Genomic DNA, 18,054 nt, shown 5'->3' on the forward strand with positions numbered 1-18,054 from the left:
GATTCCGGGGCGAGGACGCGGAGCACCCGTGCCGATCCGCCCTCCGCCTTGCCCGCACCTGCTCCATCTGCTCCTTCGTCCGCTCGTCCGCTCGTCCGCACCGCCACCGGCGCTACCCGGCTCCGTGCTCAGCGCGCCTTGGCCAGCCGCTCGCGCGGCGCCAGCGGAATCTCCGCCCACACCTGCTTGCCACCGCTGAGCGGCACCGCGCCCCACGACGCCGTCGTGGCCTCGACGATCAGCAGTCCGCGGCCGCCCGTCGCCTCCCAACCCTGGTCGGCGGGCTTGACGGGGCTGCGGGGAGAGGCGTCGTTCACCGCGATCCGCAACCGGTCCGCGGACAGTGTCAGATCGAGCCGCACCTCGCCCTGCGTGTGGGCGATGGCATTGGTGACCAGTTCGGACACCACCAGCAGGGCCCCCTCCAGCTCCTCCTCCGCGCCCCAGGAACGCAGGGTCCGCGCCGTGAAACGCCGGGCGTGCATCACGGCGTTGGGCAGCCGCCACACCGTCCAGTGGGTCCGCATCGGCCGCACCCGGGTGCCGTCGTACCGGAGCAGCAGCAACGCCACGTCGTCGTCGCGCCGGTTCACCGCCACCACCAGCTCGTCGGCCACCCGACCGGCGTCGGCGGGGTCCGCCGTGGCGAGCGTGTCGCACACCCGCCGCATGCCCTCCTCCAAGGTGAGGGCCGCCGACTCGACCAGCCCGTCCGTCAGCAGCATCAGCAGGGTGCCGGGCACCAGGCCCGCCTCCGTCATCGGGTACTCCTCGTCGGCGAGGACGCCCAGCGGGGGGCCGCCCTCGACCATCAGCTCCTCGGTGCTCCCGTCGGGATGCCGGATCACCGGATGCAGATGGCCCGCCCGTACCAGCCGGGCGATGCCCTCCTCCATGTCGAGGTCCACGTAGAGGCAGGTGGCGAACAGATCGGTCTCCATACCGACCAGCAGCCTGTTGGCACGGGCGACGACCACGTCCGGAGGGTGCCCCTCCACCGCGTACGCCCTGACCGCCGTGCGCATCTGCCCCATGATGGTCGCCGCTCCCGCGCTGTGCCCCTGCACGTCCCCGATGACCAGGGCCACATGGCCGTCGCCGAGCGGGATCACGTCGTACCAGTCGCCGCCGACCTCGAGCCCCGCCGTGGCCGGGAGGTAACGGGCGACGGCCTCACCACCGGGCAGCTCGGGGAGCTTCCTCGGCAACAGGCTGCGCTGGAGCATCGTGGCCAGTTCGTGCCCGGCGTCCATGGCGTGGGCCCGCATCAGGGCCTGCCCGACCAGGGCCGCGGCGGCGGTCAGCAGCGACCGCTCCTCCGGGTCGAACCGGTGCTCGTCGTCCCACCCCACCAGGCACACCCCCACCATCCGGCCGTCCGCCCGGAGCGGCAGCACCGCGAGACCCCCGCGCCCGATCTCGGCCAGAGGGGGTTCGAGGTCCGCGCCCGCCGGCCACAGGCTCACATGCCCCTCGCGCAGCGCACCCTCGAGGGTCGGCATGTCGTGGATGGAGAGGTCCGGCCACTCGGAGCGCCATTCGGCGCGCCAGACCGCGGGCCAGGCGTCGGGCTCCGGCGGGTCCAGGATCGTGACCACCAGCCGGTCCCCCTCCCGCTCGGCCACCGCGACCCGGCTCGCCTCCAGCGGACCGCGGAGCGAGGCCACCACCAGCCTGCTGACCTCCCGGATGGTGCTCGCCCCGGCCAGTTTGGCCGACATCCGCTGCACCACCGAGACCTCGTCGGCGCTGGGCCGCAGATAGGCGGCGTCGGCCACCACGCCCAGCACCCGCTCGGGCGTGCCGTCGGCGTCCACCTCGACCCGGCAGCGCAGCCCCAGCCAGCGCAGCTCACCGCCGGGCCGGCGGATCCGGAACGCCAGCTGCTCGGTGGCCGCGGACATCCGCCCCGGTTCGACGATCTCCATCAGGGCCGGGATGTCGTCGGGGACCGCGCAGGCCAGCAGGGTCTCCACCCGGCCGTCGAACTCCTCGGCAGGGACGCCGAGAAGCTCCAGGACGTACTCGTGGGCCTCCATGCGACCGGTGCTCAGCTCCAGTATGAACGCGCCGCCCTGCAGCGGTACCAGGGTGGTCTGCGCCAGGTGCGGCTGCGGCGGCGTACGGCCCGGGATCCGGGCGGCGGCCGATTCCAGCCCGGCGGCGACCTGGTCGGCGTAGAGCTCCAGCAGCGCGCGGCGGTCGGGGCTGAAGCCGTCGGTGACGTCACCCGCCACTATCAGACAGCCCAGTTCGTTGGCGCCCCGCCCGAGCGGCAGCGCCCCGAGCGAGAGCCGGGCGGTCGTCTCCGGCCCCTCCCCGCGGCGGCCGGGGAAGTGGTGGGGGTCGAGCTCGACGTACGCCGCCAGCTCCTTCGGGTTCAGCCAGAGCGGGCGGCCGGCGCGGAATGCCTCGGCCGCGGGGGAGTGGCCCTCCACGGCGATGATCGCGGGCAGCCCGTACAGCATCCTGCGGTCACCGGTCAGCTCGGCCAGGTGGAGCTCGCGGCCCCCGCCCGCGAGGACGTAGACAGCTGCCAGCTCAGCCCCGCAGAACGCAAAGCGTTGCCTGGTCACCGTCTGTTCCGCCTCCTCGCGCGGGCAGCCGCCGAGTGCCGTCCTTCCTCCATGCTGTCGCGTCCGGGACCCTCCGGGCGAGTCAGGACGGAGGGCGGTCCGTGCCCCCGGCGCTCTGGTGTGCGTGGACCCTACCGGGCCGCGCCGTGCTGGATCGCCTGTTCCGACCAGATGGTCTTGCCCTCTCCGGTGGTCCTGGTGCCCCATCGGTCACTGAGCTGCATGACGATGAACAGTCCACGGCCTCCTTCGTCCGTTGCGGTGGCATGGCGCATGTGCGGCGAGGTACTGCTGGCGTCCGAGACCTCGCAGATCAGGGTGCGGTCGAGGATCACCCGCAGTTCGATCGGGCCCTGCCCGTGGCGGATCGCGTTGGTGACCAGCTCGCTGACGATCAGTTCGGTGGTGAAGACGGCGTCCGGCATGTCCCATGCCTGGAGCTGGTGCTCGATCAGCCGGCGGGCCGTGGCGACGACCGAGTCGTCCCGGGGCAGGGTCCAGCTGGTGACGCGGTCCGCGTGTAGGGCTCGGGTGCGGGCGAGCAGCAGCACCGCGTCGTCCCGGGGGCGGCGGGGCATGAGCTCGTAGATGGCGGAGTCGCAGAGCCGGCCGAGGGACTCCTCGGGCTGGGCGAGGATCTGGTGGAGCCGGGCACGGGCCTTCCCGGCGTCCCTGCCGGGAGTGCTGACCAGGCCGTTCGTGTAGAGCGCCAGCAGGGTGGACTCCGGGAGGGTGACGGTGGCGGACGCGTAGCCGGTGCCCTCCGCGCCCAACGGGGGACCCTCCGGTACGTCGAACTCCATCGCCGAGCCGTCGGGCCCCAGCACCAGGGGGAGCGGATGGCCGGCCCGCGCGGCGGCGCAGACGCGGGACACCGGGTCGTAGACCACGCACACACAGGTGGCGAGGTGGTCCAGGGGCGCCTCGTCGCCGTGTCCGACGGGTGAGCGCGTCCGGCTGAGGAAGGCGGCCGTCTCGTTGAGCCGGTCGAGCAGTTCACCCGGCTCCAGGTCCTGCAGGGCGAGCGTGCGCAGGGCCGTGCGCAGTTGGCCCATGGTGGCGGCGGACTCGATGCCGTGCCCGGCGACATCGCCCACCACCAGGGCGGCCCTGGCGCCGGACAGCGGGATGACGTCGTACCAGTCACCTCCCGCGCCCTCGGGGAGATAGGCGTACGCGGTGTCGACCGCGGTCAGCTCGGGTGGCCGGCCCGGCATCAGCCCTTGCTGCAGCGTCGTCGCCACGGTGCGCTCACGGGCGAAACTGCAGGCGTTGTTGAGGTGCAGGGCGGTCTTGGTCACCAGTTCCGTCGAGAGGGCGAGATCCGCGTCGTCGAACAGTTCGGGGCGTTCGAAACGGTAGAGGGCGGCCACACCCAGCACCGTCTCCCGCAGCGTCAGCGGCACCACCACGAGGGAGTGGACGCCCGCGGACACGATGCGTTCGCCGCGTTCGGGGTCCGCGCCCAGCCAGGCGTCGTTCGCGTCGACGTCGGTGATGAGCCGCGGTGTGAGGTCGTTCAGGGCCTGGGAGTACGGAGTATGGGCGCCGAAGGTGTTGAGTTCGCCCTTCCGCGGCCCCCGCTCACGACCGAGGACGGACCTGAACGCGGCCCGGCGCAACGGCGTGTCCGCCGGTACGGGGCCGGGGCGCAGCGGCCGCCCGCGCAGCGCGTCGTCGAGCAGGTCCACCGCCGCCGCGTCGGCGAGCCGGGGCACGAGGACCTCCACGAGCTCCTCCGCCGTTCCGTACGCGTCCAGGCTCGTGCCGATGGACTGGCGGGCCTGGTGGAGCAGGTCCAGCCGGCCGAGGGCCGCCTCGCGTTCGGTGACGTCGTCGGCGATGACGGCCAGGCCGAGTATCTCCCCGTCGGTCCCCTCCAGCCGGAAGATCGACAGCGAGACGGTCATGTCCCGGTCGGGATCGGACAGGGGCCTGCCGGTGATCAGGCGGTCGCGGACCACCGTGCCGGTGCGGAGCGCGTCCTCCGCCAGGGCGACGACGGGGTCACCCGTGAAGCCGTCGGTCAGTTCGGCGACGGTCTTGCCCAGCACCTCCTCGGGAGGGATGCCGCGCACCCCGGGCGCCGCGCTGTTGAACCTGACGACCCGCAGCTCGTTGTCGCACAGGAAGAGGCCGTGCGGTGCCTGTGTGAACAGGGCATCGAGGATGGCCGACTCCCGCCGCCGTGCGTCGTCTGCGTCCACAGTTCCACGATGGCCTTCGGCGTGCCGGGGGCAACTCGGCGTTGTCCGGCGGCCCGGCGGCCCGGCGGCCCGGCGGCCCGCGGTCCGGGGCTCCCCGGTGCGCCCCTCCCCGGTCCGCGGTGGCGCCGGGAAGGGGCGCACCGGGCGCTGCCCCTGCCGTGACCGCCCCCTGCACACACTCCGGCGCCCTCGGCCGTCCGGTCGTCCCCCTGGGGGCGGCCGGAGCCGTCGCGCTGCCGCGGCCGTACCTCTGCGTCCGGGGCGGCCCTGTCCGCCCGGGCCGGCACCTCTTCGGGCGGCTCCGTCGGGCCCTCACCTGAGCGGCCCTTCCCGGCTCGCGCGCCCGCGGGCCCCGGGTTCTGCTGTTGTCAGCCTGCCCACCAGCGGAGGAGTACGCATGCCGGACGGAAACACCGGCTCCGAGGGACGTGACCTGGAGCAGTTGCGTGCCCGGATCGCGGCACTGGAGGCCCGGGAGCAGCCCCCGGCCCGGCCCCCCCGGCACCGCATGCGCTCCGCGCTCGCCGCGGTGCTGATCGTGATCGGCTGCGTGCTCGCCCCGCTCAGCGCGGTCGCGACCTGGGCCGAGAGCGAGGTGGGCGACACCGACCGCTACGTCGCCACCGTCGCTCCGCTCGCCTCCGACCCCGATGTCCAGGCAGCCGTCGCGACCCGGGTCACGAACGTCGTGATGGAGCACATCGACCTCCCCGCGCTGCTGGAGGACGTGGCCCCGGCCGACCGTCCGCGGCTCGACGCCCTGATCGGCCGGCTCGGAGGCGCCCTGGAGAACGCCGTCCGCAGCTTTGTGCAGGCCCGTACCCAGGACATCGTCGCCTCCGAAGCCTTCCAGCGGATCTGGACCGACGCGAACCGCCGGATCCACGCCGCGGTCGACAAAGCCCTCACCGGCAGCGGGGGCGGAGCCATCGAGCTCACCGACAACGCCGTCAAGATCGACCTCGCGCCCGTCATCGAGCAGGTCAAGCAGCGCCTGGTGAACGAGGGCCTCACCATCGCCGAGAAGATCCCGGAGATCCACACCGACTTCACCGTGCTCCAGTCCGAGGACGTCGGCCGCGTCAAGACCGGGTTCCGGCTGCTCCAGCTCGCGGGCACCTGGTTGCCGATCGTGGCCGTCGTGCTGATCGCCGCCGGAGTGCTGCTCTCCGCCCATCGGAGAAAGGCCCTGGTGGCGGCCGCGCTCGGGGTCGCGGTCGCCACAGCGCTGCTCGGCGCGGGTCTCACGGTGTTCCGACTGATCTATCTGGACTCCCTGCCCAAGGGCGTGTCCCAGCCCGCGGCGGAGTCCGTGTTCGACGCCCTCGTCCGCTTCCTGCGCACCACGATCCGCAACATCGTGATGCTCGGCGTCGTCGTCGCCCTCGCCGCCTGGCTCACCGGACCCGGCCGCTACGCCGGTCTCGCCCGGCAGCTGTGGACGTCCGGCATCGCCGCAACCCGCGCCACGGCGAACCGCGCGGGCCTGCGCACCGGGCCTGTCGGCCCGTGGGTGCGCCGCTACCGGACGTGGATCATCTGGGTGCTGGTCGCCGCCGCCGTGCTGGCGTACGTCCTCTGGTCGTACCCCACCGCCTGGGTCGTCGTCGGACTGGCCCTCGCCCTGCTCTTCGCCCTCGCGATCGTCGAGTTCCTGGCGCAGGACGACGAGGGGGCGCCCCCGGAGCCGCCGGCCCGCGAACCCGCGGCCACCGGTGGCCCACCCGGCGCCCCGTGAGACCCCGGCCTCCCGGGCCCCCGGAGGCCGGGGCCCGCACGGCGCCCGCCGGTCCGCCGTGTGACGCTGGATCCATGGCCAGGGCCAACGACGAGATAGAGGCGATCCTCCAGGAGTACGCCGACCTCATCGCCATCACCGGCGGCGACGCCTTCCGGGCCCGTTCCTACGAGAAGGCCGCCCGCGCGATCGGCGGCTACCCCGCCGACGTGGCCACCCTCGACCCCAAGGGACTGCGCGAGATTCCCCATGTCGGCAAGTCCATCGCCGACAAGATCGTGGAGTACCTGGCGTCCGGGCGGATCACCGCCGTGGAGGACCGGCGGCAGTCCGTACCGGCCGGGGTGCGGGAGCTCATCGCCATCCCCATGCTCGGCCCGAAGAAGGCGCTGCTCCTCTACGAGGAGCTGGGCATCTCCTCCGTGGACCAGCTGCTCGACGCGGTCCACGAGGAGCGGCTGCGCGATCTGAGGGGCTTCGGCGAGAAGACGGAGGCGAACATCCTCCACGGCATCGCGCTCATGCAGAAGGCCGGTTCCCGGATCCTCCTCAACGCCGCCATGGACGCGGCCGAGCAGATCGTCGACGAACTGTCGGGCGTCGAGGGCTGCGAGAGGTGCGCCTACGCAGGATCGCTGCGCAGGATGTGCGAGACCATCGGCGACATCGACATCCTCGTCGCCGCGGACGCCTCGGCTCCCTTCATGGACGCGCTCGCCGCACTTCCGTACACGGCCGAGGTGATCGCCCACGGCGCCAAGAAGACGTCCATCCGCACGACCAAGGGACTGCAGGTCGATCTGAGGGTGCTGCCGCCCGAGTCCTGGGGCGCGGGACTGCAGTACTTCACCGGGGCCAAGGCGCACAACATCCGCACCCGTGAGATCGCGGTGCGCCAGGGGCTCAAACTGTCCGAGTACGGGCTCTTCGACGCCGAGAGCGGCGAGAGGATCGTCTCCTCGACCGAGGAGGAGATCTACGCACGCCTGGGCCTGCCCTGGATCCCCCCGACCCTGCGCGAGGACCGGGGCGAGATCGAGGCCGCGCTCCGTGGTGAACTGCCCGTGCTGGTCACGGAGGAGGACATCCGCGGCGATCTGCACACCCACACCGATCTCACCGACGGTCTGGCCCCGCTGGAGGAGATGGTCGCCGCGGCCGCGGCGCGCGGATACTCCTACTACGCGGTGACCGACCATGCCCCGGACCTCGCCATGCAGCGCATGACGAAGGAGAAGGCGCTCGCCCAGCGGGAACGGGTCCGTGAACTCGACCGCCGGCGCACGGGCATGCGCCTGCTGCACGGCACCGAGCTCAACATCGGTCCCGACGGGGACGTGGACTGGCCCGACGACTTCCTCGCGGGCTTCGACATCTGTGTGGCCTCGATCCACTCCCACTTCAACCAGAGCCGGGACGACCTCACCCGCCGCCTCGTCCGGGCCTGCGAGAACCCGTACGTCTCCGTCATCGGCCACCCCACGACCCGCAAGATCGGCAAACGGCCCCCCGTCGACGCCGACTTCGACGCGGTCTTCGCGGCCTGCGCCCGCACGGGCACGGCCCTGGAGATCAACGCCCACCCCGAGCGGCTCGACCTCGGTGACGAGGACATCCTGCGCGCCAAGCGCCACGGCGTGCGCTTCGCGATCGACTCGGACGCGCACTCCACCACCCATCTGCCCTACATGAGGTACGGGGTGGCGACGGCCCAGCGCGGCCGGCTCACCAAGGACGACGTCGTCAACACCTGGCCGCCGGCGAGACTCAGGCGCTTCCTGCGCCCCTCGGCCTGACCGCCGGTCCCGGCGCGCCCGTCGATCCGGCCGCCCGGCCCACCGCTCAGCACGGCAGGCGCCATGCGTCCAGCTCCAGCCGCTTGCGCATGGAGGACAGTCCCAGCCGTCGGGACTCCGCGCAGAACTCCCGGTTGGGCAGCGCGTACTCGACGTGGAAGACGGCCTTCCCCGCCGCGACGAACGGGGTGAGCTTCGCGCACTCGCCGTACTGGGCGCATTCCTCGTTGACCGCGAAGTCGAAGTACCCGACCAGCTCCGCCACCTGGGGCAGGTCGTTCTTCAGCCCGACGGACAGCCCGCGTTCATGGGCGATACGGGCGATCATGCGGTTGTAGGCGAGCTGGTGGGCGGCGGTCAGCGGGAAACCGGTGTCGTTCAGATGGGCGTCCAGCAGGTCGGGTTCGACCGCGTCGAAGCCCTTCTCCCGGCACATGTCGAAGCGCTTCTCCATGAGGGGCCCCAGTACGTCCAGCCGGCGGATGTCGAGCCACCGCTCGCCGTCCCAGCCGTTCGGCCGGCCGCGCACGGAGACCGGGAAGTCCGCCTGGTCGGGACGGAAACTCTCCCAGGCACCGGCGTTGATGTAGCAGATGACCCGGCGTCCGTCCCGGTGCAGCCGCGCGACGTCGTCGGCGCTGTTCTCGAAGCCGTCGATGTCGTACACGGGCACATCCGCCGCCGAGGGGTCCGCGCGGCCGTCGAGCTGCCACTGCCACGCCGTGCCGGGCCGGGGCTGCCAGCGGGCCCCGTCCGGGTCCGGTGGGGCGCCGCCGGAGCAGCCCGCCACCAGCAGCACGGCGAACAGCAGGCACAGCCCGGGGACACTACGGCGGTTCAAGGAGCCTCCCGGTACAGGGCGGGGGGCGGTGCGCCCCAGGGATTGGGCAGCGAGTCGGCGACCGCGCAGTACACCGCGGCCCCGCGCTCGCCGGCCGCCCGGGCCGCGACGTCCGCCAGTGCCGTGGGCACCTCGTACACCAGGTGGCAGAACCGCTCCGGCGGATGCCGGGCCGTCCAGCGGGGCCGGGAGAAGGTGGAGAGATAGACCGGCCAGGGGCCCTCGAACGTCACCAGCAGATCGGCGATCCGGGCGTAGCCCGGCGCCGGGTGCACCCCGTGGTTGAGGACGACCGTGCGACAGCCCCGCTGCCGTGCCGCGCGGACGAGACGGCGGCACCCGGGCAGGGCTGACCGGTCCGCGGGCACCTGGTCGAAGAAGCAACCGTCCGTGTCGTACCACTCGCGATGGCGGTCCAGGTCACCGGTCACCGCCGTGTCCGGGCGCACCCCGTAGTCCAGGTCGACATAGCCCAGGACGCGCGTGCCCGCCTCCCGCAGGGCGCGGGCGGCGGAGACGAACGCGGGATCGGGCGCCGAGCCGGGGCCGTCGGCCGGGTTCAGCACCACCCCGTGGACCCGGTCCCCGGCGGCCGTGACCAGCCGCCAGGCTTCCGGGTCCTCCGCGGGATGCACATAGAGCGGGACCAGCAGCGTCATGCCACCGGGTCCGCTTCCCCGTCGGCGCCGAGCGACGCCCACAGCGAGGTGAGGGAATCGGTCAGGGTGAACCGCGGCTCCCAGCCGAGGGCATCCCGTGCCGCCGTGATGTCCGAGCACTGCCAGGCCACGCCGGCGGAGCGCGCCGATCCGATGCCGGCCTCGTCGACGCGGCCCCGGAACCCGGCGACGGCCACCAGCCCCTGCACCAGCTCCCGGATCGGAACGGCCCGGCCGCCGCCGATGTTGAGGATGCGCGGGAGCGGCCCGGAGGCGGTCGCCGCCAGCACGACCGCCCGGGCCAGGTCCCGCGCGTCGACGAAGTCGCGGTGGGCGGACAGATCACCGAACCGCACGACCGCGTCATGGTCCCCGCCCGCCCGGCGCAGCCGCAGGGCGGTGCCGCCCGGCAGGCTCATCGGCGCGGCGCCCGGACCGACCGGGTTGCCCACGCGCAGTACGACGGCGTCGAGGCCCGACGAGGCGACGGCCACCGTCCCGGCCAGTTTGGTGGCGCCGTACGAGCCCACCGGCCGCGTCGGTGCCTCCTCCGTGACCGGTACACCGGGCTCACCCGCCCCGTACTCGGCCGCCGAACCGAGGTGTACCAGCCGGGCGGTCGGCGCGGCCTTGCGGAGTGCCGCGCACAGCACGGCCGGGCCGCGCGCGTTGACCTCGGCGTCGGTCACCGGGTCGGCGCCGAGCGACCCGGCGCAGTTGACCACCGCGTCGGGGGAGAGGTCCGCGAGCTTCTCGGCCAGCCGCCCCGTGTCGACCGTGGCGAGGTCGACGCGGAGGTCGGCGTCCGGGGACCGGCCGCCGCCGAAGAGCCGCACGCCCCCCAGCGCGCTGAGCTGTGCGGCGACATGGCGGCCCAGGTACCCGGTGTGGCCCAGGACGAGGATGTGCATGGGGTGTTCAGGCTCCCTTGAGCAGCAGTGACTGATGGGTGGTGAACTCGGCGTTGGCCCGGTCGTAGTCGTCCGGCCGGCCGATGTCGAGCCAGTAGCCTTCGAACTCGTAGGCCTGCGGCGGGTTCCCGGCCTTCAGCAGGTCCAGGACGAGTTCGTCGAAGCCGAGCGGCAGCCCGGCGGTGTATCCGTCGAGCGTGTCCCGGGAGAGCCCGTACACGCCCATCGAGACGCGGTAGTCCATGGACGGCTTCTCGGCGAAGCCGACCACCTTCCCTGCGTCCGTGGTGAGCACGCCGAAGTCGATGTGCACCTTGCGGGCGTACGTGGCGATGGTCAGCGCCGACCCGCTCGCGCGGTGCCGGCCCAGGACGTCGGCGAAGTCGAGGTCGGTGAGGATGTCCCCGTTCATGACGAGGAACGACTCGGGCAGCCGGTCGCGCATCGTCAGCAGCGGGCCCATGGTGCCCAGCGGGTTCTCCTCGGTCGCGTAGTCGATGCTCAGCCCCCATCGTGAACCGCTGCCGACGTAGGCGCGGATGATGTGGCCGAGATGGCCGACCGCGATGGTGCAGCTCGTGAAGCCGCTCGCCGCCAGCTGACGCAGCACGATCTCCAGGATCGCGTGCCGGTCGCCGATCGGGACGAGCGGCTTGGGCAGCGCGGTGGTGTACGGGCGCAGCCGGATGCCCTTGCCTCCGGCGAGAATCACTGCGTGCACGGTAGCCCCCTGTGAGTACGGTGGTCGGTGGTCCGCCGGGTCAGATGTTGTAGATGCCGGTCTTGTAGCGGGAGAGGTTGGCGGGGTCGCGGAAGAACTCCACCGTCCGTGCCAGTCCCTGCTCCAGGTCGAGGGCGGGAGCCCACCCGGTCGCCTCCCGCAGTCGGGTCGCGTCCGCGACCAGCCGCATCACCTCGGAGTTCGCGGGCCGGATGCGTTGTTCGTCCTCCCGGACGTCGAGGTCGGTGTCCATCACCTTGCCGACGAGCCGCACCAGGTCGCCGACCGAGATCTCGCCGCCGGTACCGGCGTTGAGGGTGCGTCCCACGACCGCCTCGGCCGGTGCGGTGCCCACGGCCAGGAACGCCGCGGCCGTGTCCGTGACGTAGGTGAAGTCGCGTGTGGGCCGGAGGTCGCCGAGGGTGATCGTCCGCTCCCCGGCGGCGACCTGCCCGATGACGGTCGGGATGACGGCCCGCATCGACTGGCGGGGGCCGAAGGTGTTGAAGGGCCGCAGGGTGACCACCGGTGTGCCGAAACTGGCGTGGTAGCTGTCGGCCAGCCGGTCCCCGCCGGCCTTCGAAGCAGCGTACGGGGACTGGGTGTTGATGGGATGGTCCTCGGTGATCGGCACGGTCTGCGCGGTCCCGTACGTCTCGCTGGTGGAGGTGTGCACCAGCCGCGGGGTCCCAAGGGTCCGCACGGCCTCCAGCACATTGAGCGTGCCCGTGACATTGGTGTCCACATAGCTGTGGGGGGCGCGGTACGAGTAGGGGATCGCGATCAGAGCCGCCAAGTGGTAGACGGCCTCGGCCCCTTCGGCGAGCCCGCGGACCGAGCCGGGGTCGCGGACGTCACCGAGCACGATCTCGACCTGGTCGAGGACGTCCTGCGGCAGTGTCTCCAGCCAGCCGTAGGAGGAGAAGGAGTTGTACTGCGCCATCGCGCGGACCCGGTGTCCCGAGGCGACGAGGGCCTCGGTCAGATGGGAGCCGATGAAGCCCTCGGCTCCGGTGACGGCGGCGAGCGGTGCGGATGTCAACTTTCTTTCCTTTCGGGGAGGTTCGCTGCAAGGAGCGGTGGTGTGCGGGCGGTGGACGGGAGCGGTCCGGACACGGGGGCCGGAACCCGCGCGATTCGGCGGGCGGTTGCCGCGAGCGGCAACGAGCGGCGGGCGGCGGACGACGGGGTCAGGAGTGCGCAGTGGGTCTGCCCAGACACCACAGGACGGCGGTGACGAGCACCCCGGCGGCGGTGCCGCAGCAGATCAGCAGCGGGGCGGCGATCGTTGGGCCGCCGAGCAGGGTGACGGCGGCCACCCCGGCGGCCGCGGTGAGCGTGACCGCGGCCGGGAGCCATGCCAGTCCGAAGGCCTGGAGCAGCAGCGCGGTCCACAGCAGCGCGGCGAGGGCCAGCAGGGGTGCCGGTTCGGCGCCGGTGAGCAGCGCCGCCGGGACGAGCGGCAGCAGATAGCCGCCCAGACACAGCGCCAGCGTCCGGGCGGACCTCAGCCGGAACCCGACCTCGTCCGCCGAGGCCCGCAGTGCCGCCACCGACAGCCCCCGGTAGCGGTACAGCAGCCATTCCGCGGGGCCCATACTGACGGTGAGCACGACCACCGCCCAGGGCTGACGCTGCCCCACGGACATCACCAGCGTGCCCGCGGCCAGACCGAACAGCCCGTACGGCAACGAGTCGAGAAGCCGCGGCCGGGTGCCACCGGACGCCCTCTCGGCAGCGAGCATCCCCCGGATCTCCCGGCCGGCGACGGCGACGGCGAGCACCACCGTCAGCACCGGCAGTGCGATCCGCGGCAGTGGGCCCGGGTCCCACCACGGCAGCACCGCCGCGCCCGCGGCCAAGGGGGCGAGCGTGCCGAGCAGCAGCCGTTCCCGGCCGCGGACCAGGAGCACTCCGGCCGCCGCGAGATACAGCGACTGCCCGGCGCCGAACAGGGCGACGGGCCCCGGTCCCGCCACCGCAAGGGCAGCCGCCGTGGCGAGCAGGGCACCCGAGGGAGCGCCCACGAGCAGCGTCCGGCCCGCCCCTCGAGGCCCCGCGGCCAGCCGCAGATACGCCCGGTGGCTGAGCGCCTGGCCCCAGGCCCACGACAACAGGCCCGCGGCCACGAGCGCGTACACCCCGCCTGGCGAGCGCCACATGCCGGCCGTCAGCAGATAGGCCAGTCCCGGCAGGGCGAACAGCGCCCCGCGCAGGGCGCACCGGACGTGGTCCGGCGCCCAGGGATCCGGCCCGCGCGGGGGCTCGGGGAAGCTGCGCGGCACCCGCCCGTACAGGTCGGCGGCGAGCGAGAACAGATCGGGACGCCCGTAGCGCTCCTGGATCTGCTCACCCGTCAGGCCCTCCGACTCCAGCAGGGCCGCGACCTCGTACGCGTGCACCGCGGGTCCGATGCGATCGGCGAGTTCGGCGGCGAGGACGTCCACCGGGTCGTCCGGCACCCGTCTGCGCCGGGGCAGGCGCAGCGACAGCGTGGCGTCCGGCGCGGCGAGCCGCAGGGCCAGCGTGTCGCCCTGCCCGCCGTCGGGTTCGAGAGCCATCGGCCCGCTCATCCGGCCACGCTCCCCAGCGGTGCCTCGTCGCTGAGGGGCGTGCCCCAGGGATCGGCCAGCCGCACCCCCCGGACGGAGAGTTCCAGGTAGATGGCGCGGAAGGTGTCGATGGTCTGCCGGAGCGTGAACTGCTCGATCACCCGCAGTCTCGCGGCCTCGCCCATCGCCGCCCGGCGCGGGGGATCGGCCAGCAGCTCCAGCGCGGCCGCGGCCATGGCCCCGGGATCGCGGGGCGGGACGACCAGCCCGGCGTCGCCGACCGCCTCCCGGACGCCGCCGACGTCGGTGGAGACGGTGGCCCTGCCGCACGACATGGCCTCGATCAGGGTGAAGGGGAATCCCTCGCTGATGCTGGACAGCATCACGACGTTGCCCGCGGCGTAGGCGTCCTTGATGTCGTCGACCCGGCCCTCGAAGGTGACGGCGTCGCCGTGGCCGAGCGATGCCGCGAGTGCCTCGCACCGCTCGCGGTACGCCTCGCCGCCCCGGGGCGTGCCGCCGAACAGCCTCAGGGTGGCGGCGGGAAGCGCCCCGCGGACCTCGGCGAACGCCCGGATCAGGGTCTCCAGGTCCTTGATGGGGTCGACGCGCCCCGCCCAGCTGAGCGTCGGGCCCTGCGGTTCGGGGCCGGCGGGCGGGAAGGCGGACGGGTCCACCCCGTTGTAGACGGTGCGGATGAGTCGGGGATCGGCGCCACCCTGCTCCTCCCACAGCCGGTTGTAGCGGTTTCCGGGCGTGATGAGGGCGGCGCGGCGGTAACTCTCCTCGGCCAGCAGCCGGAAGAAGCCGAGCAGCAACGCCTTGACCGGCCAGCGGTACGGAGCGGTCCGGTAGCCGAGATAGCGTTCGCGCAGATAGACCCCGTGCTCGGTGAGCAGCAGGGGGACGCCGTGGAGTTCGAGGGCGGCCAGCCCCGGCAGCACCGCCACGCCGCCGCTGACCGCGTGCGCCACTCCGCGCTCCGGCGGCGGCGCCGCGAGCGGCCGCAGGGCGTGCTCCAGCAGCGCGGTCGCGGTGACCGCGTCGTGGAGGCTGGGCCGCGCCTCCCGGACGGTCAGGCCCCGGCGGTTCCACACCGCGGTCAGGACGCGCAGTGCCCGGTCCCCGCGCAGCGCGGGACCGAGCACCCCGTCCCGGGCGGCGTGGGCCATTTCGTACAGGGCGGGGGAGAACCCCTCCTCGGCGGTGGGGTCCACCAGCGCCGTGAGGAAGCGCTCGTACGCCGCCATCAGCCGGCGTTCACGCCGGCCGCGCGGCGGTGAACCGGGGGGTGCGGGGCCCCACATGGGGACCGTGACCGGCTCGGCCACGTGCGGGGGCAGTTCCCATACGACGGATTCCCGTCCGGTGCCGGTCACCGCGATGACGTCGAAGTCGATGTCGGGCATGCCGCCGACGAGCTGGTCGCACCAGACGCTGACCCCGCCGTGACTGTGCGGGTAGGTGCCTTCGGTGAGGAGGGTGACGCGTGCCGCGTCTCGGCGCGGCGCACGAGGCGATACGTGCATGGATGGGCTCCACGGCAGGAGGGCGGGCGGGGCGGGTTCCGGGCGTTCCCGGCGGGACGCTCTGCACGGCGTGCGGCGTCCGGAACCCGCGTCCTCGCGGTGAGCTGGTGCGGCCGGTGCGTACGGGTCAGCGCTCGACGCCCGGGACCACGGGGCGAGCGACGCCCGTGGGCACGGGACCGTCGGGCGCCGGCGCCGAGGCCCGTCCGGGGCCGGCGGCCGGGCTCCCGGAAGCGGGGGCCGACGGCAGCGAGAGGGCCAAGCCCTCCTGACCGGGACCCGGCGGCACGCTGCCGGAGACCGTGCCCGCGTACGGCTCCCCGAAGGCCGCCGGTCCGCCCGGGAGCACCCGGGTGGTTCCCGTCGGCATGGTGGCGCGGACGGCCGTGCCGGCCGGAGCCGTGACGGTGACCGTGTCGCCGATCCGGTACGCCGTGACCTGACCGGCCTTCACCGCGCGGTCCCAGGCGGCCCGTTCGCTCAGCTCCGCCCCGACGTCCTTCATCCTGGGGTTCACCAGCGGGGTGTCGTCCGCGTACAGCGTCGCGTACTGGTCGAGGATCCGGTCCAGGACCGGGTAGGCGAGGCGGTCCTCGGCCAGGTTCGACTGGTGGATGAAATGCGGCCGGGGGTCGTTGGCCAGGACGTGGCCCATGGCGATCCGTGCCTCGAGCGGCACGATGTGCTCCGCGTAGCCCGTCGCGGGGTCGAGCGGCGCGTCGAGACAGGTGGTCGTGGCCGAGTCCTCGCAGATGCCGCTGCCGCCCTGGGCCCTGCTGGTGTAGATCCAGTTGTACTCGTCGACCTGCTCCGCGGCCCGGCCCACGTTGTAGAACACGTTCATCGGGTGGCGCGAGACGGTGAGCGCGGGGCCGACCTGCCGCTGCACCGGGTCACGGGAGTTGTCCGAGGCGAGCCAGGTGACGCCGTTGTCCGCGAGCGCAGGGGCGAGGTGGGGATTGTCCTCGGGCTGTTGCGGCAGCAGCTTCAGGCCGGAGTGCTCCCCGGTGACCAACTCACCGCTCTCCAGAGGCAGTCCGGCCCGCTCGGCCCACTGCCGGTTGTCGGAGATCTGCCGTGATATCTCGTCCCGCCCGACGTAGCGGACGCTGCCGTCAGGATTCGTGGCGCACCTCCACGGAACGACGCTCACGTCCTGCTCGCAGCCCAGGTACGGGTGGTCGTAGGTGTGGTTGATCCAGCGGAAGGCATCGCGGTCCACGGTGAGCCGGTCCGCCAGTGGATCGGCCCCGCCGTGCTCCTCCCGGTGCTCGACGCTGCCACCGCCGTTGTACGCGAGGTCGAGGGTGAAGTCCCGGGAACGCGACCACTCGACCGCCCGGCCGACGTCGTCGGGCGTCATCCGGATCGGGTTCGGTGTGCCCTGACCGGGCAGGCAGTCGACGTCCCCCGGTGTGCAGTTGAGCTCGGTGTCCCAGCGGTCGTCGGCGGCGAAGACGTCGTCGACGTGGACCGAGAACCAGTTGCGCGAGCTGCCCAGCCGTGTCCCCTGTGTCATCCAGTCGACGATGCCCCGGGCGAGCAGGCGGAACTGCTGCTGGTGCTGGTTGGCCACGAAGGTGACCACCAGTTCGCGGCGGCCGTCGTGCCGGTACTCCCCGACGAGCGAGCCCCTGGCGGTTCCTCCGGGGAGGGGCGCGTCGACATAGGTGGTGAAGTCGGCGCCCGCCCGTGGCCGGGAGAGGAAGCCCCAGCTCTCGTCCACCGCGGGGTCGTTGTCCTCGAAGGTGAAGACGCCGTCGAGGTAGCCGAAGGGTCCGGCCTTCCCGGCCGCGGTCACCGTTGCGGTGATGCCGTCCACGGGCCCCGCGTACCCGCCGTTCACGGGGTACTCCAGCCCCGCCTGCGGCCGGGCGTAGGTGTACGCGTCGACCTGCGGGATCGCGTAGGTCCGCTCGTAGTCCGCCAGGGCGGCCATCTCCTGCGAACCGGTGGGGAACGGCTGGTCGTTGGGCAGTACCACGGCCTGGTACCTGGCGCGGGGACGGCCGTCGACCTCGTCCGCGAGGAAGGCGGCGTCGATGACGGGCCGGCCCTCGTCCGCGAGGTCGACCACGGTGTACGGGGTGCCCGCGCTGTCGAGTTCGGCGGCGATCGCGGCCGTCGCCGGGCCCCCGTCGGAGACCACCAGCACCCGGAGGTCGATCCTCGGTGCCGGTTCGGCCGCCTGCGCCGGCGCCGCCGGCAGTCCGCCGAGCGAGATGATGAGCGCTCCTGCGGCGAGTGCGGTCGTGCGTATGGTCCGCCGGACGCGGATCCGCTTCATGCGGTGTTGTCCCTCCCCCTGACCCCCCGGCACAACGACGCGGCGGCTCCCCCCGGAAACGCCGTGCCGTTGTGCCCTGTCCCGAGACATATTGGAGGCTGCGTGTGGGTTGTGTGCGCCTACCGTGAAAATTGACGTGAAAGCGCAGGTGTCGCACGGAAGTCGGCGACGGGCGGGAGCAGTTCCTGCGCCAGGGGGCCGGGCGGGCGCGGCGGGTAAACGCTTGCAGTCGCGGGC

At 73.1% G+C, this 18,054-nt stretch carries 12 protein-coding genes; 2 read left to right on the forward strand and 10 right to left on the reverse strand.

Translation table 11 applies throughout. The features are described from left to right. Positions 1 to 128 precede the first annotated feature (128 nt). Both O7595_RS30495 and O7595_RS30500 read right to left on the reverse strand, forming a co-directional pair. Positions 129 to 2,576 carry a SpoIIE family protein phosphatase gene (locus O7595_RS30495; RefSeq protein WP_269731797.1) on the reverse strand — a complete coding sequence of 816 codons (2,448 nt, stop codon included), beginning with the start codon at positions 2,574 to 2,576 and terminating at the stop codon, positions 129 to 131. A gap of 131 nt (positions 2,577 to 2,707) precedes the next feature. Continuing rightward, positions 2,708 to 4,783 carry an ATP-binding SpoIIE family protein phosphatase gene (locus tag O7595_RS30500; protein ID WP_269731798.1) on the reverse strand — a complete coding sequence of 692 codons (2,076 nt, stop codon included), beginning with the start codon at positions 4,781 to 4,783 and terminating at the stop codon, positions 2,708 to 2,710. Between the two features lie 397 nt (positions 4,784 to 5,180). Between O7595_RS30500 and O7595_RS30505 the strand changes: the two genes are divergently transcribed. Continuing rightward, positions 5,181 to 6,521 (forward strand): hypothetical protein, encoded by a 1,341-nt coding sequence (locus O7595_RS30505; protein ID WP_269731799.1) that lies wholly within the window; start codon positions 5,181 to 5,183, stop codon positions 6,519 to 6,521. Between the two features lie 74 nt (positions 6,522 to 6,595). Then, positions 6,596 to 8,317, forward strand: a complete 1,722-nt coding sequence (gene polX / locus O7595_RS30510; RefSeq protein ID WP_269731800.1) for a DNA polymerase/3'-5' exonuclease PolX — start codon at positions 6,596 to 6,598, stop codon at positions 8,315 to 8,317. Positions 8,318 to 8,363: 46 nt separating this feature from the next. Here polX and O7595_RS30515 read toward each other — a convergent pair whose 3' ends face one another. From O7595_RS30515 to O7595_RS30550, 8 genes are all read right to left on the reverse strand, one after another. Further along, complete coding sequence (locus tag O7595_RS30515) at positions 8,364 to 9,158, reverse strand: endo alpha-1,4 polygalactosaminidase (RefSeq protein WP_269731801.1); 795 nt, start codon at positions 9,156 to 9,158, stop codon at positions 8,364 to 8,366. Further along, on the reverse strand, positions 9,155 to 9,817 hold the full coding sequence (locus O7595_RS30520) for a spherulation-specific family 4 protein (protein ID WP_269731802.1): 663 nt from the start codon (positions 9,815 to 9,817) through the stop codon (positions 9,155 to 9,157). The genes O7595_RS30515 and O7595_RS30520 overlap by 4 nt, the downstream gene beginning before the upstream one ends. After that, entirely contained in the window at positions 9,814 to 10,728 is a 915-nt protein-coding gene (locus tag O7595_RS30525; protein WP_269731803.1) for an NAD-dependent epimerase/dehydratase family protein, read from the reverse strand. The genes O7595_RS30520 and O7595_RS30525 overlap by 4 nt, the downstream gene beginning before the upstream one ends. Before the next feature lie 7 nt (positions 10,729 to 10,735). Then, the gene (locus O7595_RS30530) at positions 10,736 to 11,449 is read right to left on the reverse strand and encodes a nucleotidyltransferase family protein (protein ID WP_269731804.1); all 714 of its coding nucleotides are present in this window, start codon (positions 11,447 to 11,449) and stop codon (positions 10,736 to 10,738) included. A gap of 40 nt (positions 11,450 to 11,489) precedes the next feature. Beyond that, complete coding sequence (locus O7595_RS30535) at positions 11,490 to 12,491, reverse strand: GDP-mannose 4,6-dehydratase (protein WP_269731805.1); 1,002 nt, start codon at positions 12,489 to 12,491, stop codon at positions 11,490 to 11,492. Between the two features lie 148 nt (positions 12,492 to 12,639). Next, positions 12,640 to 14,010 (reverse strand): hypothetical protein, encoded by a 1,371-nt coding sequence (locus O7595_RS30540; protein WP_269731806.1) that lies wholly within the window; start codon positions 14,008 to 14,010, stop codon positions 12,640 to 12,642. 8 nt (positions 14,011 to 14,018) lie between these two features. Next, positions 14,019 to 15,530 (reverse strand): GT4 family glycosyltransferase PelF, encoded by a 1,512-nt coding sequence (pelF, locus tag O7595_RS30545; RefSeq protein WP_269731807.1) that lies wholly within the window; start codon positions 15,528 to 15,530, stop codon positions 14,019 to 14,021. 127 nt (positions 15,531 to 15,657) lie between these two features. Next, complete coding sequence (locus tag O7595_RS30550) at positions 15,658 to 17,817, reverse strand: hypothetical protein (RefSeq protein WP_269731808.1); 2,160 nt, start codon at positions 17,815 to 17,817, stop codon at positions 15,658 to 15,660. Positions 17,818 to 18,054: the final 237 nt, after the last annotated feature.

The organism is Streptomyces sp. WMMC940, from assembly GCF_027460265.1.
Taxonomy (GTDB): domain Bacteria; phylum Actinomycetota; class Actinomycetes; order Streptomycetales; family Streptomycetaceae; genus Streptomyces.